Source organism: Amycolatopsis minnesotensis (assembly GCF_039529815.1).
GTDB classification, from domain to species: Bacteria; Actinomycetota; Actinomycetes; order Mycobacteriales; family Pseudonocardiaceae; genus Amycolatopsis; species Amycolatopsis minnesotensis.
Window position 1 is genome coordinate 1 of the sequence record NZ_BAAANN010000048.1, and the last position, 14861, is coordinate 14861.

The 14861-nt window shown below is 69.9% G+C and carries 17 protein-coding genes; 10 read left to right on the forward strand and 7 right to left on the reverse strand.

The window, feature by feature from the left end; translation table 11 throughout:
* Positions 1–184: 184 nt before the first annotated feature.
* Positions 185–1033, forward strand: a complete 849-nt coding sequence (locus ABD256_RS38650) for an alpha/beta hydrolase (protein WP_344430384.1) — start codon at positions 185–187, stop codon at positions 1031–1033.
* Positions 1034–1073: 40 nt separating this feature from the next.
* Positions 1074–2111, forward strand: coding sequence for a helix-turn-helix transcriptional regulator (locus tag ABD256_RS38655; RefSeq protein ID WP_344430385.1), 1038 nt, complete (start codon positions 1074–1076; stop codon positions 2109–2111).
* Positions 2112–2196: 85 nt separating this feature from the next.
* On the opposite strand, the gene ABD256_RS38660 is transcribed toward ABD256_RS38655, so the two are convergent.
* The 6 genes from ABD256_RS38660 to ABD256_RS38685 form a co-directional block, all read right to left on the reverse strand.
* Positions 2197–3033: a carbohydrate ABC transporter permease gene (locus ABD256_RS38660; protein WP_344430387.1), complete on the reverse strand. Its 837-nt coding sequence runs from the start codon at positions 3031–3033 to the stop codon at positions 2197–2199.
* Complete coding sequence (locus tag ABD256_RS38665) at positions 3033–3950, reverse strand: carbohydrate ABC transporter permease (RefSeq protein ID WP_344430389.1); 918 nt, start codon at positions 3948–3950, stop codon at positions 3033–3035. Before ABD256_RS38665 ends, ABD256_RS38660 begins: the two co-directional genes overlap by 1 nt.
* 4 nt (positions 3951–3954) lie before the next feature.
* A complete protein-coding gene (locus ABD256_RS38670; RefSeq protein WP_344430390.1) occupies positions 3955–5223 on the reverse strand; it encodes an extracellular solute-binding protein in 1269 nt (422 codons plus the stop codon).
* Between the two features lie 79 nt (positions 5224–5302).
* Positions 5303–5923: a response regulator transcription factor gene (locus ABD256_RS38675; RefSeq protein ID WP_344430391.1), complete on the reverse strand. Its 621-nt coding sequence runs from the start codon at positions 5921–5923 to the stop codon at positions 5303–5305.
* A gap of 228 nt (positions 5924–6151) precedes the next feature.
* Entirely contained in the window at positions 6152–6451 is a 300-nt protein-coding gene (locus ABD256_RS38680) for a WXG100 family type VII secretion target (RefSeq protein WP_344430393.1), read from the reverse strand.
* Positions 6452–6483: 32 nt separating this feature from the next.
* On the reverse strand, positions 6484–6777 hold the full coding sequence (locus ABD256_RS38685) for a WXG100 family type VII secretion target (RefSeq protein ID WP_344430395.1): 294 nt from the start codon (positions 6775–6777) through the stop codon (positions 6484–6486).
* A gap of 275 nt (positions 6778–7052) precedes the next feature.
* Here ABD256_RS38685 and ABD256_RS38690 point away from each other — a divergent pair, with 275 nt between their 5' ends.
* The 8 genes from ABD256_RS38690 (at position 7053) to ABD256_RS38725 (ending at position 13935) form a co-directional block, all read left to right on the forward strand.
* Positions 7053–8225, forward strand: coding sequence for a coiled-coil domain-containing protein (locus ABD256_RS38690; protein WP_344430397.1), 1173 nt, complete (start codon positions 7053–7055; stop codon positions 8223–8225).
* 111 nt (positions 8226–8336) lie between these two features.
* Positions 8337–8786: a universal stress protein gene (locus ABD256_RS38695; RefSeq protein ID WP_344430399.1), complete on the forward strand. Its 450-nt coding sequence runs from the start codon at positions 8337–8339 to the stop codon at positions 8784–8786.
* Positions 8787–8790: 4 nt separating this feature from the next.
* Positions 8791–9972: an adenylate/guanylate cyclase domain-containing protein gene (locus ABD256_RS38700; RefSeq protein ID WP_344430465.1), complete on the forward strand. Its 1182-nt coding sequence runs from the start codon at positions 8791–8793 to the stop codon at positions 9970–9972.
* 196 nt (positions 9973–10168) lie between these two features.
* Positions 10169–11173, forward strand: a complete 1005-nt coding sequence (locus ABD256_RS38705; protein WP_344430401.1) for a hypothetical protein — start codon at positions 10169–10171, stop codon at positions 11171–11173.
* On the forward strand, positions 11173–11814 hold the full coding sequence (locus ABD256_RS38710; RefSeq protein ID WP_344430403.1) for a hypothetical protein: 642 nt from the start codon (positions 11173–11175) through the stop codon (positions 11812–11814). Before ABD256_RS38705 ends, ABD256_RS38710 begins: the two co-directional genes overlap by 1 nt.
* Positions 11815–11884: 70 nt before the next feature.
* Positions 11885–12601, forward strand: coding sequence for an HD domain-containing protein (locus ABD256_RS38715; protein WP_344430405.1), 717 nt, complete (start codon positions 11885–11887; stop codon positions 12599–12601).
* A gap of 165 nt (positions 12602–12766) precedes the next feature.
* Positions 12767–13393 (forward strand): DUF4190 domain-containing protein, encoded by a 627-nt coding sequence (locus tag ABD256_RS38720; RefSeq protein WP_344430407.1) that lies wholly within the window; start codon positions 12767–12769, stop codon positions 13391–13393.
* 149 nt (positions 13394–13542) lie between these two features.
* Positions 13543–13935: a DUF6221 family protein gene (locus ABD256_RS38725; protein ID WP_344430410.1), complete on the forward strand. Its 393-nt coding sequence runs from the start codon at positions 13543–13545 to the stop codon at positions 13933–13935.
* Here ABD256_RS38725 and ABD256_RS38730 read toward each other — a convergent pair.
* Positions 13916–14806, reverse strand: coding sequence for a LysR family transcriptional regulator (locus ABD256_RS38730; RefSeq protein ID WP_344430412.1), 891 nt, complete (start codon positions 14804–14806; stop codon positions 13916–13918). The two genes, ABD256_RS38725 and ABD256_RS38730, sit on opposite strands and share 20 nt — an antisense overlap.
* Positions 14807–14861 lie beyond the last annotated feature (55 nt).

Below are 14861 nucleotides of genomic sequence, written 5' to 3' on the forward strand. Positions count from 1 at the left end.
ACCAACGACGCGACCCGCACCGCGAGGCGACAGTTCCCCACGGCGCGCCGCAGGCGCGCTTGAAACCCGCACCGCGCCCACCAAACACGCGAGCGCCCACCAAACACGCGACCGCCACCAAACCCGCGCCCCCCCCCAAATTTAGGGATCTCCGAAAAACCCCAAACAACCGACCATAGACGACATGACTCCAACCTTCGTCTTCGTCCACGGCTCCAACGGCAACGCCAGAACCTGGACGTCGATCCAACGAGAACTAGCCCTACTGGGCCACCGCACCCTCGCCGTCGATCTCCCCGGCCACGGCTCCGGAGCCGGTTTCACCGGCGCATACCAAGCGCCACAAGACATCGCGGCCTTCGCCAGCGCACCGTCGACCATGGCGACGGTGACCCACGCGGACCTCGTCGCACACGTGATCGCCGTGGTCCGACGCGTTCGCGAACACGGCCCGGTGGTCCTCGTCGGCGCCAGCCGCGGGGGTCTGGTGCTGACCGCGGTCGGCAACGCGGTGCCCGAGCTGCTCGACCGGCTCGTCTACATCTCGGCGTGGTGCTGCGTGGACCGGACGGTGCCCGAATACCTGGCGATGCCCGAGTTCGCCGCGACCGAACTGGGCGGCTTCGGGTCGCTCATGGTCGGCGATCCCGCCGCGCTCGGCGTCACCAGGTGGAACTGGCGCAGCGCGGACGCCGATGTGCTCGCCGCGATGAAGAAGGCGCTCCTCGCCGACGGCACCGACCAGCAGTTCCTCGCGATGCTCAACGGGTTCGAGCCGGACGAGATCACCGACTTCGGCACCGACGTCATCGACGCGGGCACCTGGGGGCGGATCCCGCACACCTACCTGCGGCTGACCGAGGACCAGGCGATGCCGCCCGCGATGCAGGACCTGCTGATCAAGCAGGCCGACGCGCACACCCCGGACAACCCGTTCGAGGTGCACTCCCTGCCGTGCAGCCACGCCGGTTTCGGCTTCCCCCGCCACGCGTCCGAGGTCGCCGCCATCCTCGCGGGGTCCGTACGGGGGTGATCCATTGCCGCCGGAGCGGCTGCGGAGAAGACTCGGGCAGGTGACCCGATCCGGCGAACGGTCGCTGCGCGAGCTGCCCGCGGCGGCCAGGCAGGGCGCGGACGGCCTCGGCGAGCTGCTCTCCCGAGCGATCGCGCCCGTGGTGGCGCACGACGCGCTGCGCCTGGTGGGCACGAGCCCGGCGGCGCTGTTCGGCGCGGGGTCGTTCAGCTTCTGGCACGGCTACGACCCCGCGCTCGGGCTGGCCCTGCTGCACAGCGCCTACGCGGGCGACTACCCGCTGACGCTGCCCGAACTCACCAAGCGGCCGGTCCCCGCCGGAGTCCTCGGCACCGGTGACGGCCGTCGCGACCTCACCGCCCGGCGACTGCTGGCCGAGCACGGGGTCGGCAGCGCGCTGACGCTCGCCCTGCGGGACGCCAAGGGCGTGTGGGGCGCGCTCGAACTGGTGCGGGCGGAGGGCGGCAGCCCGTTCGACCACGACGACGTGTCCGGTGCGGCACGGCTGACGCGGCCGTTGCTGACCGTGCTGCGCGAGCACGTCACCTCGGGTCCGCTGATCCCGGCGGTGCCGAGGCTCGCGCCGGGGGTGCTCGTGGTCGGCGCCGATCACCGGGTGCGGGCCGCGACACCGCAGGTTTCGTGGTGGCGCAAGCAGTTGCGGGACCACCAGACCGCGCCGGACTTCACCGGCGCCGCCTACTGCGCCGGGCTGTCGCTGCAGACGCGCAGGCACGCCGCCGACCCGCGCACCGGCCCGCCGCTGATCTGCGGGCCGCCCGCGAGCCACGGCCGGTGGGTCGCCTGCCACGGCCAGCCGCTGGACGGCAGCGGGGACGTCGCGATCGTCGTGCAGGCCGCCACCGCGGAGCAGCTTCTCCCGTCGTTCTGCGCCTGGTACGGCATCACCGCGCGCGAACACCAGGTCATCGCGCAGCTCCACGAGGCAGGGGCGCCGAAGCAGATCGCGCGGTCGCTCGGGCTGTCCGTGCACACGGTCAACGACCACCTGAAGGCCGTGTTCCGCAAGACCGGCGCCGGTGGCCGCGACGAACTCGTCGCCGCCACCTCCGGCTGACCGCGACGTACCCAAGAGTGAGGATCCTCTTCGCCGCGCTCACGGCACACGGGCACACCTTCCCTTCGATCCCATCGGCCATCGGTCAGCGCAGCCCCAGCGGGCCGCCTCGCATGATGCCGCCGACCACCCGCCTGGCCAGTACCAGGAAGAGCGCGATCACCGGGACCACACCGATCGTGGCGCCGGTGAGCATCAGCGAGTAGTCCGTGTAGTAGCCACTGGCCAATTTGGACAGTGCGACCTGGACGGTCGGGCTCTCGTTCGGGTCCAGCACGATCAGCGGCCAGAAGAAGTCGTTCCACGCGGTCATGAACGACAGCATCGCCAGCACCACCGCCTGCGACCGGATGGCGGGCACCGCGACGTGCCAGAAGGTGCGCAGCATCGAGCAGCCGTCCACGCGCGCGGCGTCCACCAGTTCCAGCGGGACCGCTTCTTCGCAGGCCTGGCGCATCCAGAACACCGCGAACGCGTTGACCAGCGCGGGCACGATGACCGCTTCGAGCCTGCCGTACCAGCCGAAATCGCTGACCACGAGGTACAGCGGGATGACGCCGAGCTGCGATGGCACCATCGCGGTGCCGAGCACCACCAGGAACAGCGAGTTCCGGCCGGGGAACCGCAGCCGCGCGAACGCGAACCCGGCGAAGCTCGCGAGCACGACCGTCGACACCATCACGGTGGTGGAGACGATGAGCGAGTTGCCGAGCGCGAGCCAGAAGTCGGACTTGTCGAACACCGCCTTGACGTTCTCGAAGAGGTGCCCGCCGGGAACGAGCGGCGGCGTCTTCTCCCCGATCGCCGAACTGTCGCGTGAGGACACCACGAAAGACCAGTACAGCGGGAAAACCGAAGCCACCGTCACCGCGACGAGCAGCGCGTACACCACCGGCCCCGCCCCGCGGCGTGCGCGCGCCATCAGTCGCGCCCCGCGATCCGGCGGACGAGGGAGAAGTTCAGCAGCGCGCAGACCGCGCACACCACGAACAGCACCCACGAGATCGTCGCCGCGTACCCGGCGTCGAGCAACCCGATCCCCTTCTCGTACAAGTACATCGTGACGGTCTGGAACTGGCGCTCGTTGCCGCCGACCCCCTTCGTCCCCGAGCTGTCGAACAGCTGCGGTTCGGCGAACAGCTGCAGCCCGCCGATGGTGGCCACCACCACGGTGAAGATGATCGTGGGCCGGATCGAGGGCACGGTGACCGCCCAGAACGTGCGCCACCTCGACGCGCCGTCCAGCTCCGCGGCCTCGTACAGCTCCACCGGCACGGACCGCATCGCGGCGAGGTACAGCAGCGCGTTGTAGCCGGTCCAGCGCCACATCACGATCAGCGCGATCACGAGGTGCGAGGACCAGCGGTGCGACTCCCACGACACCGGGTCCGCGCCGAAGAGGCCGAGAACCCAGTTCACCACCCCGAAGTCGCGGCCGAAGAGCTGACCGAACACGAGCGCGACCGCCACCACCGACACCACGTTCGGCAGCATCATCACCGCGCGCCACGCGCTCGCCGCCCGCAGCGGCCGGTTGAGCAGCGCCGCGATCGCGAGCGCGGAGAACAGCTGCGGCACCGTGGACAGCAGGAAGATGCTGGCGGTGTTGAACAACGCGTTGTAGAAGTTGGGGTCGCCGAACAGCCTGGCGTAGTTCGCGAGCCCCACATACCCCTCGTCGCCGCCGATGAGCTGCCAGTGGTGCAGCGACATCCAGAGCAGGCGCACCAGCGGGTAGAGCCCGAACACCGCGAACAGCACGAAGAACGGCGCGATGAACAGGAACGGGGTTACCCGGGCGTCGAACCGCGCGCCGATCGCCCGCCAGCGCCCTGCCACGCGGTCAGTGCGCGGACACGGCGGCGCGGGCTTCGGTCACCGCCTGCTCCCATGCCTCGCCGATGCTCTGCTTGCCCTCCTCGACGCGCCCGAGCGCCTGCCCGAACGGCGGCCGCGCGTCGGCGTCGGCGAGACCGCGGTAGTTCGGCCGGACGTGGTCCGCCGCGGTCGCGAACAGCTTGCCGACGGGCGCGCCGCTGAAGTAGCCGTCCGTGTGCGCGAGCACCGAGGGGTCCGCGTACACCGCGGGCTCGCTCGGCAGGATGTTCTTGCGCTCGAACAGCTTCTTCTCCTGCTCGGGCGCGGTGAGCCAGCGCGCGAGGTCGTACGCCTCGCGCTGGTGCGCGCTCTGCGCCGGCACGGTGAGGTACGAGCCGCCCCAGTTGCCACCGCCGCCTGGCACGCTCGTCACGTCCCACTTCCCGGCCAGCCCGGTGCCGCCGGCCTCCTGGATCTGCGTCAGCATCCACGCGGGGCAGGTCATCGTCGCGAAGCTGCCCTGCTTGATCGCGACGTTCCACGGCTGCGTGAACGTGGTGACCTTCGCGGTGCGGCCCTGCGCGCCGATCCCGCCCGCGAGTTCGAACGCGTGCTTGACGGCCGGGTTGCGGTCGGCGATGAAGGAGTCGTCGGCCCTGGCGAAGTAGTTCTCGTCGGACTGGTTCAGCATCGCGGTGTAGATGGTGCCCGCGGAGTCCGCGAAGGCGACCTTGGGCGACTTCTCGCTGAACCTCGCCGAAACGCCGGCGAAGGCTTCCCAGGTCGGCCAGAGCTTCGCGACCTCTTCGCGGTCGGTCGGCAGCCCGGCGGCGGCGAAGAGGTCCTTGCGGTAGCACATCGCGAGGCTGCCCATGTCGGTGCCGAGCCCGAGCACCCGCTTCCCGGCGAGCCCCTGGTCCCACTTCCACGGCGCCCACTGGCCGCGCAGGTCGTTCGCGCCGAGCGTCGCCAGGTCGGTGAACTTGTCCGGGGTCTGGCGGAACCGGGGCATGTACTGCTCTTCGATCGCGACCACGTCGGCGGCGCCCCTGCTCGCGGCGAGCTGGGTGACCAGTCCTTTGTGGTGGGCGTCGAAATCGGTCACCCTCGGTTCGATCTTGATCCCGGGGTGCTGCGCCTCGTACTCGGCGTACAGCGACTCGTAGCCGAATTCGCCGAAGGTCGCGACGCTGAGCTTGATCTGGTCCTGTCCCGACGCCGAACACCCGCCGAGCACGAGCACCGCCACGGCGGAAGCGGCGAGAGCGGTCTGGCACGGTCGGGTGAATCGCATCGAGTTCCCCTACGTCGTCGGCTTTCCTCAGCCCCCGTGCCGATCTTGCCGCACCGCGCCTTCGCGGGCCACGGCCGGGTCAGATCATCCCGGCGCGCAGCGCGTAGGCCACCGCGTGCGGGCGGTTGCGCAGCTTGAGCCTGCTGGTCAGCGCGTAGATCACGTTCTTCACGGTGCGCTCGGAGTAGCAGAGCTTGTCGGCGATCTCGGCGGTGTCCCAGCCGTCGGCCATCAGCCGCAGCACGTCGACCTCGCGCGCGCTCAGGCCGGACGGGTCGATCCCGCGCGGGGCGAGCACCTCGCGCTGGAGCCGCTGGACGTGCTTGAGCAGCTCACCGAGCAGGTCGCTCGGCATCACGCCACCGCCCTCGGCGGCCGCGACGACGCTGGAGACGAGGCGGTCACCGGTGGCCGCCGCCCTCGGCAGCACCGCGACCACGCGGCACTCGACCGCGGTGAGCAGGTCCGACTCCTTGAGCTCGGAGGTCACCAGCACCTTCGGCACCACCGCGCCGGTGCCGCCGCGCAGCAGCGCGACCGTCTCCGAGGTGACCTTGTCGATCGCCACCACGAGCACGTCGGTGTCGCCCAGCTCGGACTGGGGCACCACGAGCATCTCCGGCCTCGACTTGAGGTAGCTGGTGATCCCGGCCAGCGTGATCGGGTCCGACGCCTGCACCGCGACTCGCACGCGTTCCATCTGGTACCTCCCGCACTCAATGTCACCAGCACCGTCTGGCGACAAGTGTGCGAGGGCTGACTTCACGATGTCTCTACGGGGCCTCCAGATCGCCACCGAAGCCGTGAAGTCGCCGGGTTTTCCCAGGTCGTGAATGAGGTTGGAGATTCACAGTTCACTCGAATGGAGTAGTGCGGTGCCGGCGGGCGGCCTCCCTGAACCGTCGCCCGCCGCCACCGCGCCACCCGCTCAGCCGCCGTCGCCTGCCCACATCGTGACGCCGGTGCTCTCCGCCTGCTGGCATCCCGCCGAGATCTCCGACAGCGCCTCCTGCGCCCGGCGGAGGCACTCCGGCATCCCGGCCGCCGCGGCGTCCCAGCTCGCCTTGCTCTCCTCGTACGCCGCGCGCGCCTCGCCGCTCCACTCCCCCATGCCCGCGCGCGCCTCGCGATCGAGGTCGGCGAGGATCGCGCGAATCTCGTCGGTGACGCTCGCGACCGAATCCCGCACCTGCTCGGCCATCGGGAAGCGGAGTCGATCGGCCGGCACCGCGATCTTCCTTTCGGGACGGGACGAAACGGTCAGCACGAGGACACGCCGCACGGGTCCGAGGTGACCACCGGGCCCGTCGAGCCCCTGCCGAGCACCGCCACCATGTGGTCGAGCTCGGCGACGACGATCTCGGCCTGCCGCTCCCATTCGTCCATCGCCTTGCCGAACTTCGGCGCGGCCCTCCCCCTCCAGGTGCTCCGCAGCGCAGCCAGCTCCGCGCCGACCGCGCCCAGCCTCGCGGCCGCCGTCGCCGAGGCCGCTTCGAACCGGTCGCACGCCGTCCGCGTCCCCGGCGTAGCCGACACGCCGTCGTCGAGCGCCATCGCGGGCCTCCTGCCGTGGTGCGTGTTTCGATCGAACCGACTCGCGAATTCTTGCCCGGTGGCGATACCGCGAAAAGCGCTCGGCGCCGTTCCTGCCCGAACCGCCCCCGAACGTTGCTCGATCTCCCCGCCAGCACGTCAAGACGTTTCGGTGACCACCCGTGACCGCACACTCACCCGGTCGTGGGAGCTAGCACGCGATGTTCCCGGCGAGGTCGACAGGATGGTCACGATGCAGACATGACCGTGCCGGACCGAACGGCTAGGCTTTCGGCATGAGCCTTGGCGACGAACGGGAGCTAGTACCGCTGGGCGCCGGCTTCGACCTGACGAAGCGCGGCTACAACCGGGGGCAGGTCGACGAGCATCTGGAGCGGTTGGACGCCGACCTGAAGCTCCTCACCGCCGACCGCGACGCCGCGATCGCGCAGGCGGGCGACCTGGCGAGGCAGCTCGAACTCTCCCGCACCGAAATCGACGACCTCCGCGGCCAGGTCGACCGGCTGGCCCAGCCGCCGACGAGCCTCGAAGGCCTTTCCGAGCGGCTGCAGCGCATGCTGCGGCTCGCGCAGGACGAAGCGGCCGACACGCGCGCCCGCGCCGAAGCCGAGGCCGGGCACATCCGCGCCAAGGCGGAGACCGACGCCAGCGCCATGCGCGCGCGGTACGAGCAGCTCCTGACCGAACTGGACGCGCGCCGCAAGGAGATGGAAGCCGAGCACCGCAAGGTGCTGGAGACCGCGCGCGCCGAGGCCGAGGCGATCACCACCGCGGCCAAGGAGGAGCGCGACCGGCTCGACCGCGAGTCCGAGCAGCGCCGCACGCAGGTCGAGGAAGACTTCGAGATCGCGATGGCGTCCCGGCGGACCGAGGCCATGCGCATCCTCGCCGAGCAGGAGGCCACCAGCAAGGCGGAAGCCGAGCGCCGGGTCCGCGAGGCCACCGAAGAGGCCGCGGCGATCCGGAAGAAGGTCGCCGAGGAGCAGGCCACCGCCACCGACGAGATCGAACGCAGGCGCCGCGAGTCCGTCGCCGACGCGAACCGGCGCAAGCAGGAGTCGACGACCGAGGCCAACGCGCGCATCGCGGAGGCGTCCGACGAGGCGCACCGGCGGGTTCGCGAAGCCACCGAGGAGTCGAACCGCCGGATCAACCAGGCCGCCGAACGCGTCGAAGCGCTGCGTTCGCTGCGCTCGGCGATCGCCGAGCAGATCGCCTCGGCACGCGGCGTGCTGGCCGAAGCGACGGCGGCGCTCGGCGACGCCGCGCCCGCCGTCGAACCGCTGCCGCAGGAGAAGACCGGTGTCACCGCGGTGCAGCCGCAGCAGGCACCGGCCAAGGCCAAGACGGCGCCGAAGACGGCCCAGAAGACCCCGTCGCCGTCGCCGGGTCAGCGCTCGGGGAACCGGTCCAACGGCACCTCGGCATCGAAACCGACTGGCGAGTAACCTCTAGCTCCAACCGGGTCGCAGGCGACCACGCGCGGGCGCGGACCACCGGTTCCCCGCCCGCGTGAACTCCTGCGACCACCAGGTCAGACACCTTGCTGGAGGATTTCGATGGCCGCCTACCAGACCGTCGTCGTAGGGACCGATGGGTCGGAGTCGTCGTTCGCCGCGGTGGACAGGGCCGCGAGTGTCGCGAGCGACTCCGGTGCCACGCTCGTGATCGTCTGCGCGTACTACCCGGCGAGCAAGCACGACGTCGAGAAGGCGCAGGACGTGCTCCGCGACGAGGCGTACCAGGTCGTCGGCTCGGCGCCGGCCGAAGACACCCTGCAGAGCGCGCGCGACCGCGCCGTGAAGGCGGGCGCGAGCAAGATCGAAACCGCGCCGGTGGTCGGCGCGCCGGTCGAGGCGCTGCGGGACACCGTCGTCGAGCGGTCGGCCGACCTGCTCGTCGTCGGCAACCGCGGGCTCAACACCCTCGCCGGGCGCATCCTCGGCTCGGTGCCGTCGGAGGTCGCCAGGAAGTCGGGCGTCGACGTGCTCATCGTGCACACCACCTGAGGTGCTGCCGGAAGACGCCGACACGAGCGCGCTCCAGCAGCGGCTCGAGCGGATCCTGCTCGGCGGGAAGCGCAAGTACACCCGGCTCGAAGTCGCGGCGAAGGCGGGCGTCCCCGAGGACCGCTCGCGGCGGCTGTGGCGCGCGCTGGGCTTCGCCACCGTCGGTGACGACGAAGTGGTCTTCACCGACGCCGACGTCGACGCCATGCGCATCGCCGACCAGCTCGTCCAGTCCGGGCTGGTGGAGCCCAGCGTCGAGGTGTCGGTGACGCGTGCGCTCGGGCAGCACCTGTCCCGGCTCGCCGAGTGGCAGGTGCACATGCTCTGGACGCTGATCACCGAGAACGCCGCCGACGGCGCGGACGAACGGCAGATCGCGCGGCTCGTCGACCGGGTGCTCCCCGAACTGGAGCAGGTGCAGAACTTCGTGTGGCGCCGCCACCTCGCCGCGTACGCGGGGCGTGCGCTGGCAGCGCCGGACGAAGACCTCGAAGCGCGCACGGAGGTGGTCGGGTTCGTCGACATGGTCGGGTACACGCGGCTGACCCGGCAGATCGACGACACCGAGCTGAGCGACGTGCTGGAGCGCTTCGAAGCGCTCGCGACCGAGGTGATCGCCGAGCACCGCGGCCGGGTGGTCAAGATGATCGGCGACGAGGTGCTCTTCGTCGCGGACTCGGCCGCCGACGGCGCCGAGATCGCGCTCGCGCTGACCGAGCGGACCGCCGAGGACGACGGGCTGCCCGCGGTGCGCGCCGGGCTGGCCTCCGGGCGCATCCTGAGCCGGTTCGGGGACGTCTACGGCTCCGTGGTGAACCTGGCGAGCAGGCTCACCTCCGTGGCGAGGCCCGGCACGATCCTGGTGGACAAGGAGCTCGCCGCCGAGCTCGACGGGGACGACCGGTTCGAGCTGCGGAGCAGGCGGCCGGTTTCGGTCCGCGGCTACCACCGGCTCCGGCCGTCGGCACTGCGCAGGGCGAGCGCGCGGCCGGCCGGGAAGTTCGCCAGTTCGCAACACCTCGCCGCGGAAATGCTCGGGCTCACCGATGACGCGGGGCCCGGAAATCCGGAAGACGTTCCCGGCGATGCCGCGGCGGCACCACAAGTTCCTGACGCAGAAGCGAAAACACCCAGCGGAGAAGAACGGTCACCCACGCCGTCCGGACGTCGGCGCCGACGCCGCTGAATGGGCCATCCCGGACGCGGCACCCAGCCGACGAATACTGTCCGGAGTCATTTTCGGGTAGGTACTTTCCCCCGAATTCCTTATTTTCACAGCAACCCCGAGGGCGTAAGGTAACTAGCCGCACTCAAACAGACACTCTGTGTATTGGATCATGTCGTGATGCCATGCCGAGGTGTCACGATCAGGAGGTGACCTGGTGACGGCGGATGCCAAGGGGCTCCGCAGTAACCCGCTCCAAGAGCTCTTCTGGACCAGAACGGGACTACTGCTCCTGATCCTGGTGGTGGTGTCGGGCGGCAGCCTCGCACTCGCCAGCGTCATGGACCCCGGTGGCGGCAAAACCCTCGTCACCTCACTCGGGACCGGCACGATGATCTCCGCGATAGTCGGCTTCGGCCAGACGCTGATCACCGCGACCGCGTCGCAGCGCGCCATGGTGTCCCCGGTGATCGAGGAGAGCAGGCGCGCACTGCGGGAGCTCAGCGACGAATACCGGTCCCTGAACAAGGAGTTCTTCCCCACCAACGTCTTCGAGGCGACCACCGACCCCGACCCCGCGTTCAACCACCTGCTGATGGAAGACCTCCACGCGACGAGGCAGGTCTTCTTCCGCGGGTTCTCCGGCCGGTACGCGGCGGCACGCCTGCTCGTTTCGCAGGCGGAATGGGAACTGCGCGCGGTGATCGCCGACCCCAAGGACGCGACCACGATCAGCGGCAGGGCGCGCTACCTGCTCCGCCGGGCCGGCGCGGAGGCCGACGCCGAAGCGATCTCCCGCCGGCTGCACGACGAGATCTGGATGGGGCTCGTCGGGCTCTACCTCGCGCGCAGCCGCTGCACCCGCGCCGACATCACGGTGGTCACCGACCCGCCGGTGGACCGGATGGAGATGTTCGACGAAAGCGTCTGGATCACGCTCTACAGCGACGTCGGCGGGGCTCCCCAGCTCTACCCGCGCACACTGCGATTTTCCGAAGGGTCGTTCATCTACAACATGGAACGCGCCGAATTCCTGCGCATCTGCCGCGCGCGGACCGCGCGCCACTTTCTCATCACACCGGACACCACGAGGGAGGAGTTCTCGGCGATCTTCCACAAGATCACCGGCGCAACCCTTTCGCCGAAGCAGTTCCAAGACCTGGAGGAGAGGTTCCACGGCTTTCGCCAGGAATTCTCTACCGCCGCCGAACTGGAGGGCTGATGCTCGTGCGCAGGCATACATCCGTTCTCGGCAGCCTCGCCGAGGACATCAGGCACACCGGCGCGCAACGGGAAAGGTGGCAACTCACCTACGCGCCCTTTCGGAACTGGGTCGACACCGCAGGCCTGAAGACACGGTTGCGCTCGCACCTCACCGATCTCTCCCCGAGCGAAGCGGCCGCGGTCGCCGGCAGGTCGCGCGAGACCACCACCCATTTCGCGTGGTGCCTCTACGTCGACCCGGACGCGGACTTCTCGTTCTGGCTGCACGAGTACAAACCGCAGAAGGACTGGCGTGCGGGATACGCCGATTCCGTGCACAACCACCGGTACCACTTCTGCACCGCACTGCTCAACGGCGGCTACCTGCACGAACGGTACGACGCCGAAATCGACCCCGGTGCCGGGCTCGTCACGTCGACCGTGCTGCAGCGCAGCGAACAGTGCGCGGCGGGCGAATCGGGCGTGCTGCTCGCGAGTGAATTCCACCGGATCCCGAAAGCGCTCGACGGGACCATGACGTTCTTGATCAAATCGCGGCCGGTATACGACTGGAGCCTTTCCTACGACCCGTCGACGGGGGTGAGTCATCGACACGTTCCGGTGGAGACCCGCTTGGGGGAGCTGACCCAGCGGATCTGACGGGCCGCCCCGGCCTGCGTTTACCATCTCTGCACCCGCCTGTGTCGCACGGCTGGGATCGGAGAGGTCGATGCATGCCCACCAGAATGTCCACGTAACCACGACTGAACACCAGGTCATCACCGCTTTTCCCACGGTGGGGAACGCGGCGTACTCCGCGGTAGAACGACGCGTACGGGATCTTTGCCTCCGGTACGCCGATCGGCTGCCCTTCCACGGTTGGCACCACGTCAATTTCGTCAGGTCGAAGGCGGCGGACTTCGCCGCGGTCAACGGCGCGGACGTGTCGGTGGTGAAGACCGCCGCACTGGTCCACGACGTGAACTACCTCATCCGGCGCAATTCGCCCGCATCGGCGGGACGCAGCCTCCGGATGGACGTGCTCGCCGAGGCCGGGGTGGACGCCGAAACCGCGAAGTGGATCGACGAAATCGTCGACGAAGCGGAAATGTGCACGCGCCACCGCGACATCTCGGTGGAGGCGCAGGCGCTCAGCGACGCCGACACGCTGTTCAAAGCGCTGCCCATCACGCCCGTCATGCTCGCGCACCGCTATCTCGAAGAGAACGGGCTGAGCCTGCGCGCGCTCGCCGACAAGATCGTCGGTGAGCAGACCGGGATCCACGACGACGGGTACTACTTCTACAACCCCGACGCCGCCGCAACCTATTCGCGGTGGGCGATGGCGAACCTGGAGCTGTGGCGGTGCATCCAGGAATCGGTGGCCGACCCGGTGGTCGAGGACCTGCTCGACGCCGTCGCCGCGGTGGACGCCGCGGCATCCTGACCGGTGGCCGCGAGCCGAAGGTAACGATTGGGTCGGCAGTACCCCAAGTGACGGTAACGGCGTCCGCACGCACAGCGAAAGGCTACGCGTGCGGTGCCGTCCCGCCCGGTATTCCCACCGGGCGGGAAATGGGGAGCGCCGCGCTTCACTCGCGAAAGGTCACCGATGAGCACGATTCCGCAGCATCCGCCACGCCAGGACGCGCCGGTCAGCCAGCCCAAGAACGGGCTCGGCACGGCCGGTTTCGTACTCGGCCTGGTGGGGTTGGTGTTCTCCTTCATCCCGATCGTCGGGGTCGTCGCCTGGCCGTTGGTGATCATCGGGTTGGTGCTCGCCTCGGTCGGTTTCTCCCGTACCCGCAAGGGAGCGGCGAGCAACCCGGGAATCGCGATCGCGGGTATCGTCCTTTCGCTGGCGGGTCTGGTCGTCTGCATCGTGTGGGCCGCCCTGTTCAAGAACGCGGTGGACGAGGTCGGTGCCAGCAGGCTGCAGTTCGGCAAGGATGTCCAAGGTGGACAGACCGTGGAATTCGTGGTGACCACGAACAAGCCGGTCACGGTCAAGGCCGGTGACATCCTCGACAGCAAGGACGAGGTCGTCCAGCCCGGCGCGGAATGGCGGCTGAAGGCCGGTTTCAAGGGCGGCTCCCACAGCTTCACCGTTTCCGGCACCCCCGTGCAGAGCGCCACCGACGCCACCACCACCTGCAAGATCGTCGTCGACGGCAAGACCCTGCGGGAAGCCAAGGGCGAGCTGGGGCTGCCCGCCCTGTGCTCGGTGTCGGTCGGCTGAGCCACCACGCACTGCCACGCGGTGGCCCCGCTTCCGCCCGGCCACCGCGTGGCGTAACGAAACACGCCACCGCCGCGTCTTCCCCTAAGGACGAGTCCGCCGTCACGGCTGCCGTGGAATCGGCCGTACCCGGCACGGGAGGACGTCGAATGGATGACCTGGTCGCGTTCCTGAACACGCGGATAACGGAACGCCAGACCCTCCTCATGCGCGCCGTCACCAAGCGGAAATCGGGCGAGGCGATCGTGCGCGAGGAAGGGAGCGTGCTCGTGGAAGCACGCATCCGCAGCCTCAACGGCGTCGAACTGGACGCGGTGCACCGCATGGTCGACGAGCTGGAGTCGGCGCGGCGGATCTGCCACGAGCACCGCACCACCGTCCACGAGCGGGTGCCCGGCTTCCCGGTGCACGGCGGCGACTACTGGTGCCAGACCTGCCACGTGCCCAGTGACGATCCAGGGGCGAACTGGTGCCTGACCCTGCGGCTGCTCGCCGCGCCGTACGCCGACCACCCGCAGTACGTCAGCTCCTGGCGGCCCTGAGCGAAGGCAGCAGGTCCAGCAGCGCGACCGCGGCCCGCGACGGCTCGCGATCGCGGGCGAGGACCACGAGCTGCTCCCTGCCGATCGCGGGCTCGGTCGGCACCCCGACCACCCGCTCCCCCGCCGTGCGCAGTGCCAGCGGCGGCAGCAGCGCCACGCCGAGCCCGTTGGCCACCAGCTCGACCTGATCGGTGATCACGTCGACCTCGCAGCAGATCCGGCGGCGCAGGCCCGCTTCGCGGCTCGCCGCGTCGATGCTCGCCCTCAGCGCCGAATCGGCCCGGTATTCGACGAAGTCGGCGTCACCGAGCTCGGCGATCCGCACCTTGCCGCGATGGGCCAGCGGATCGTTCGCGGCCACCGCCAGCACCAGCGACTCGGCGGCGAGCGGGTAGGCGCGCACCCGGTCGGCGTCCTGGCCGAGCGGCCGGTCGACGAAGGCGAGGTCGAGCTCGCCGGTGATCGTCGCGTGCACCAGCCCCCGCACGCTGCTGTGGCGTACCCGCAGCCCGACCGCGGGATGCCGCCGGTGGTAGCGGGTCAGCAACGCGGGCAGGTCCACCATGCCGAGCGTCTGGATCGCGCCGACGGTGAGCGTGCCGCGCAGCAGCCCGTGCACCCCGGCGACCGCGTCACGGCCCGCCTCGGCGGCCTCCACCGCGCGGCGGGCGTCGGGCAGCAGCGCGCGGCCAGCCTCTGTCAGCTCGACGCGGCGGGTGCTGCGGACGAACAGGTCCCCGCCCAGCTCGCGTTCCAGCGCCCTGATGGACGAGGACAGGCTCGACTGGGTCAGGTGCAGGTGCTGGGCGGCCTTCGTGAAGTGCCGCCGCTCGGCCACGGCGAGGAAATGGGTGAGCTGACGCAGCTCCATTCAGTGACTGTACCAATGAATGTCGGCGGAATTATGTGTTGGCATCACTGACCGG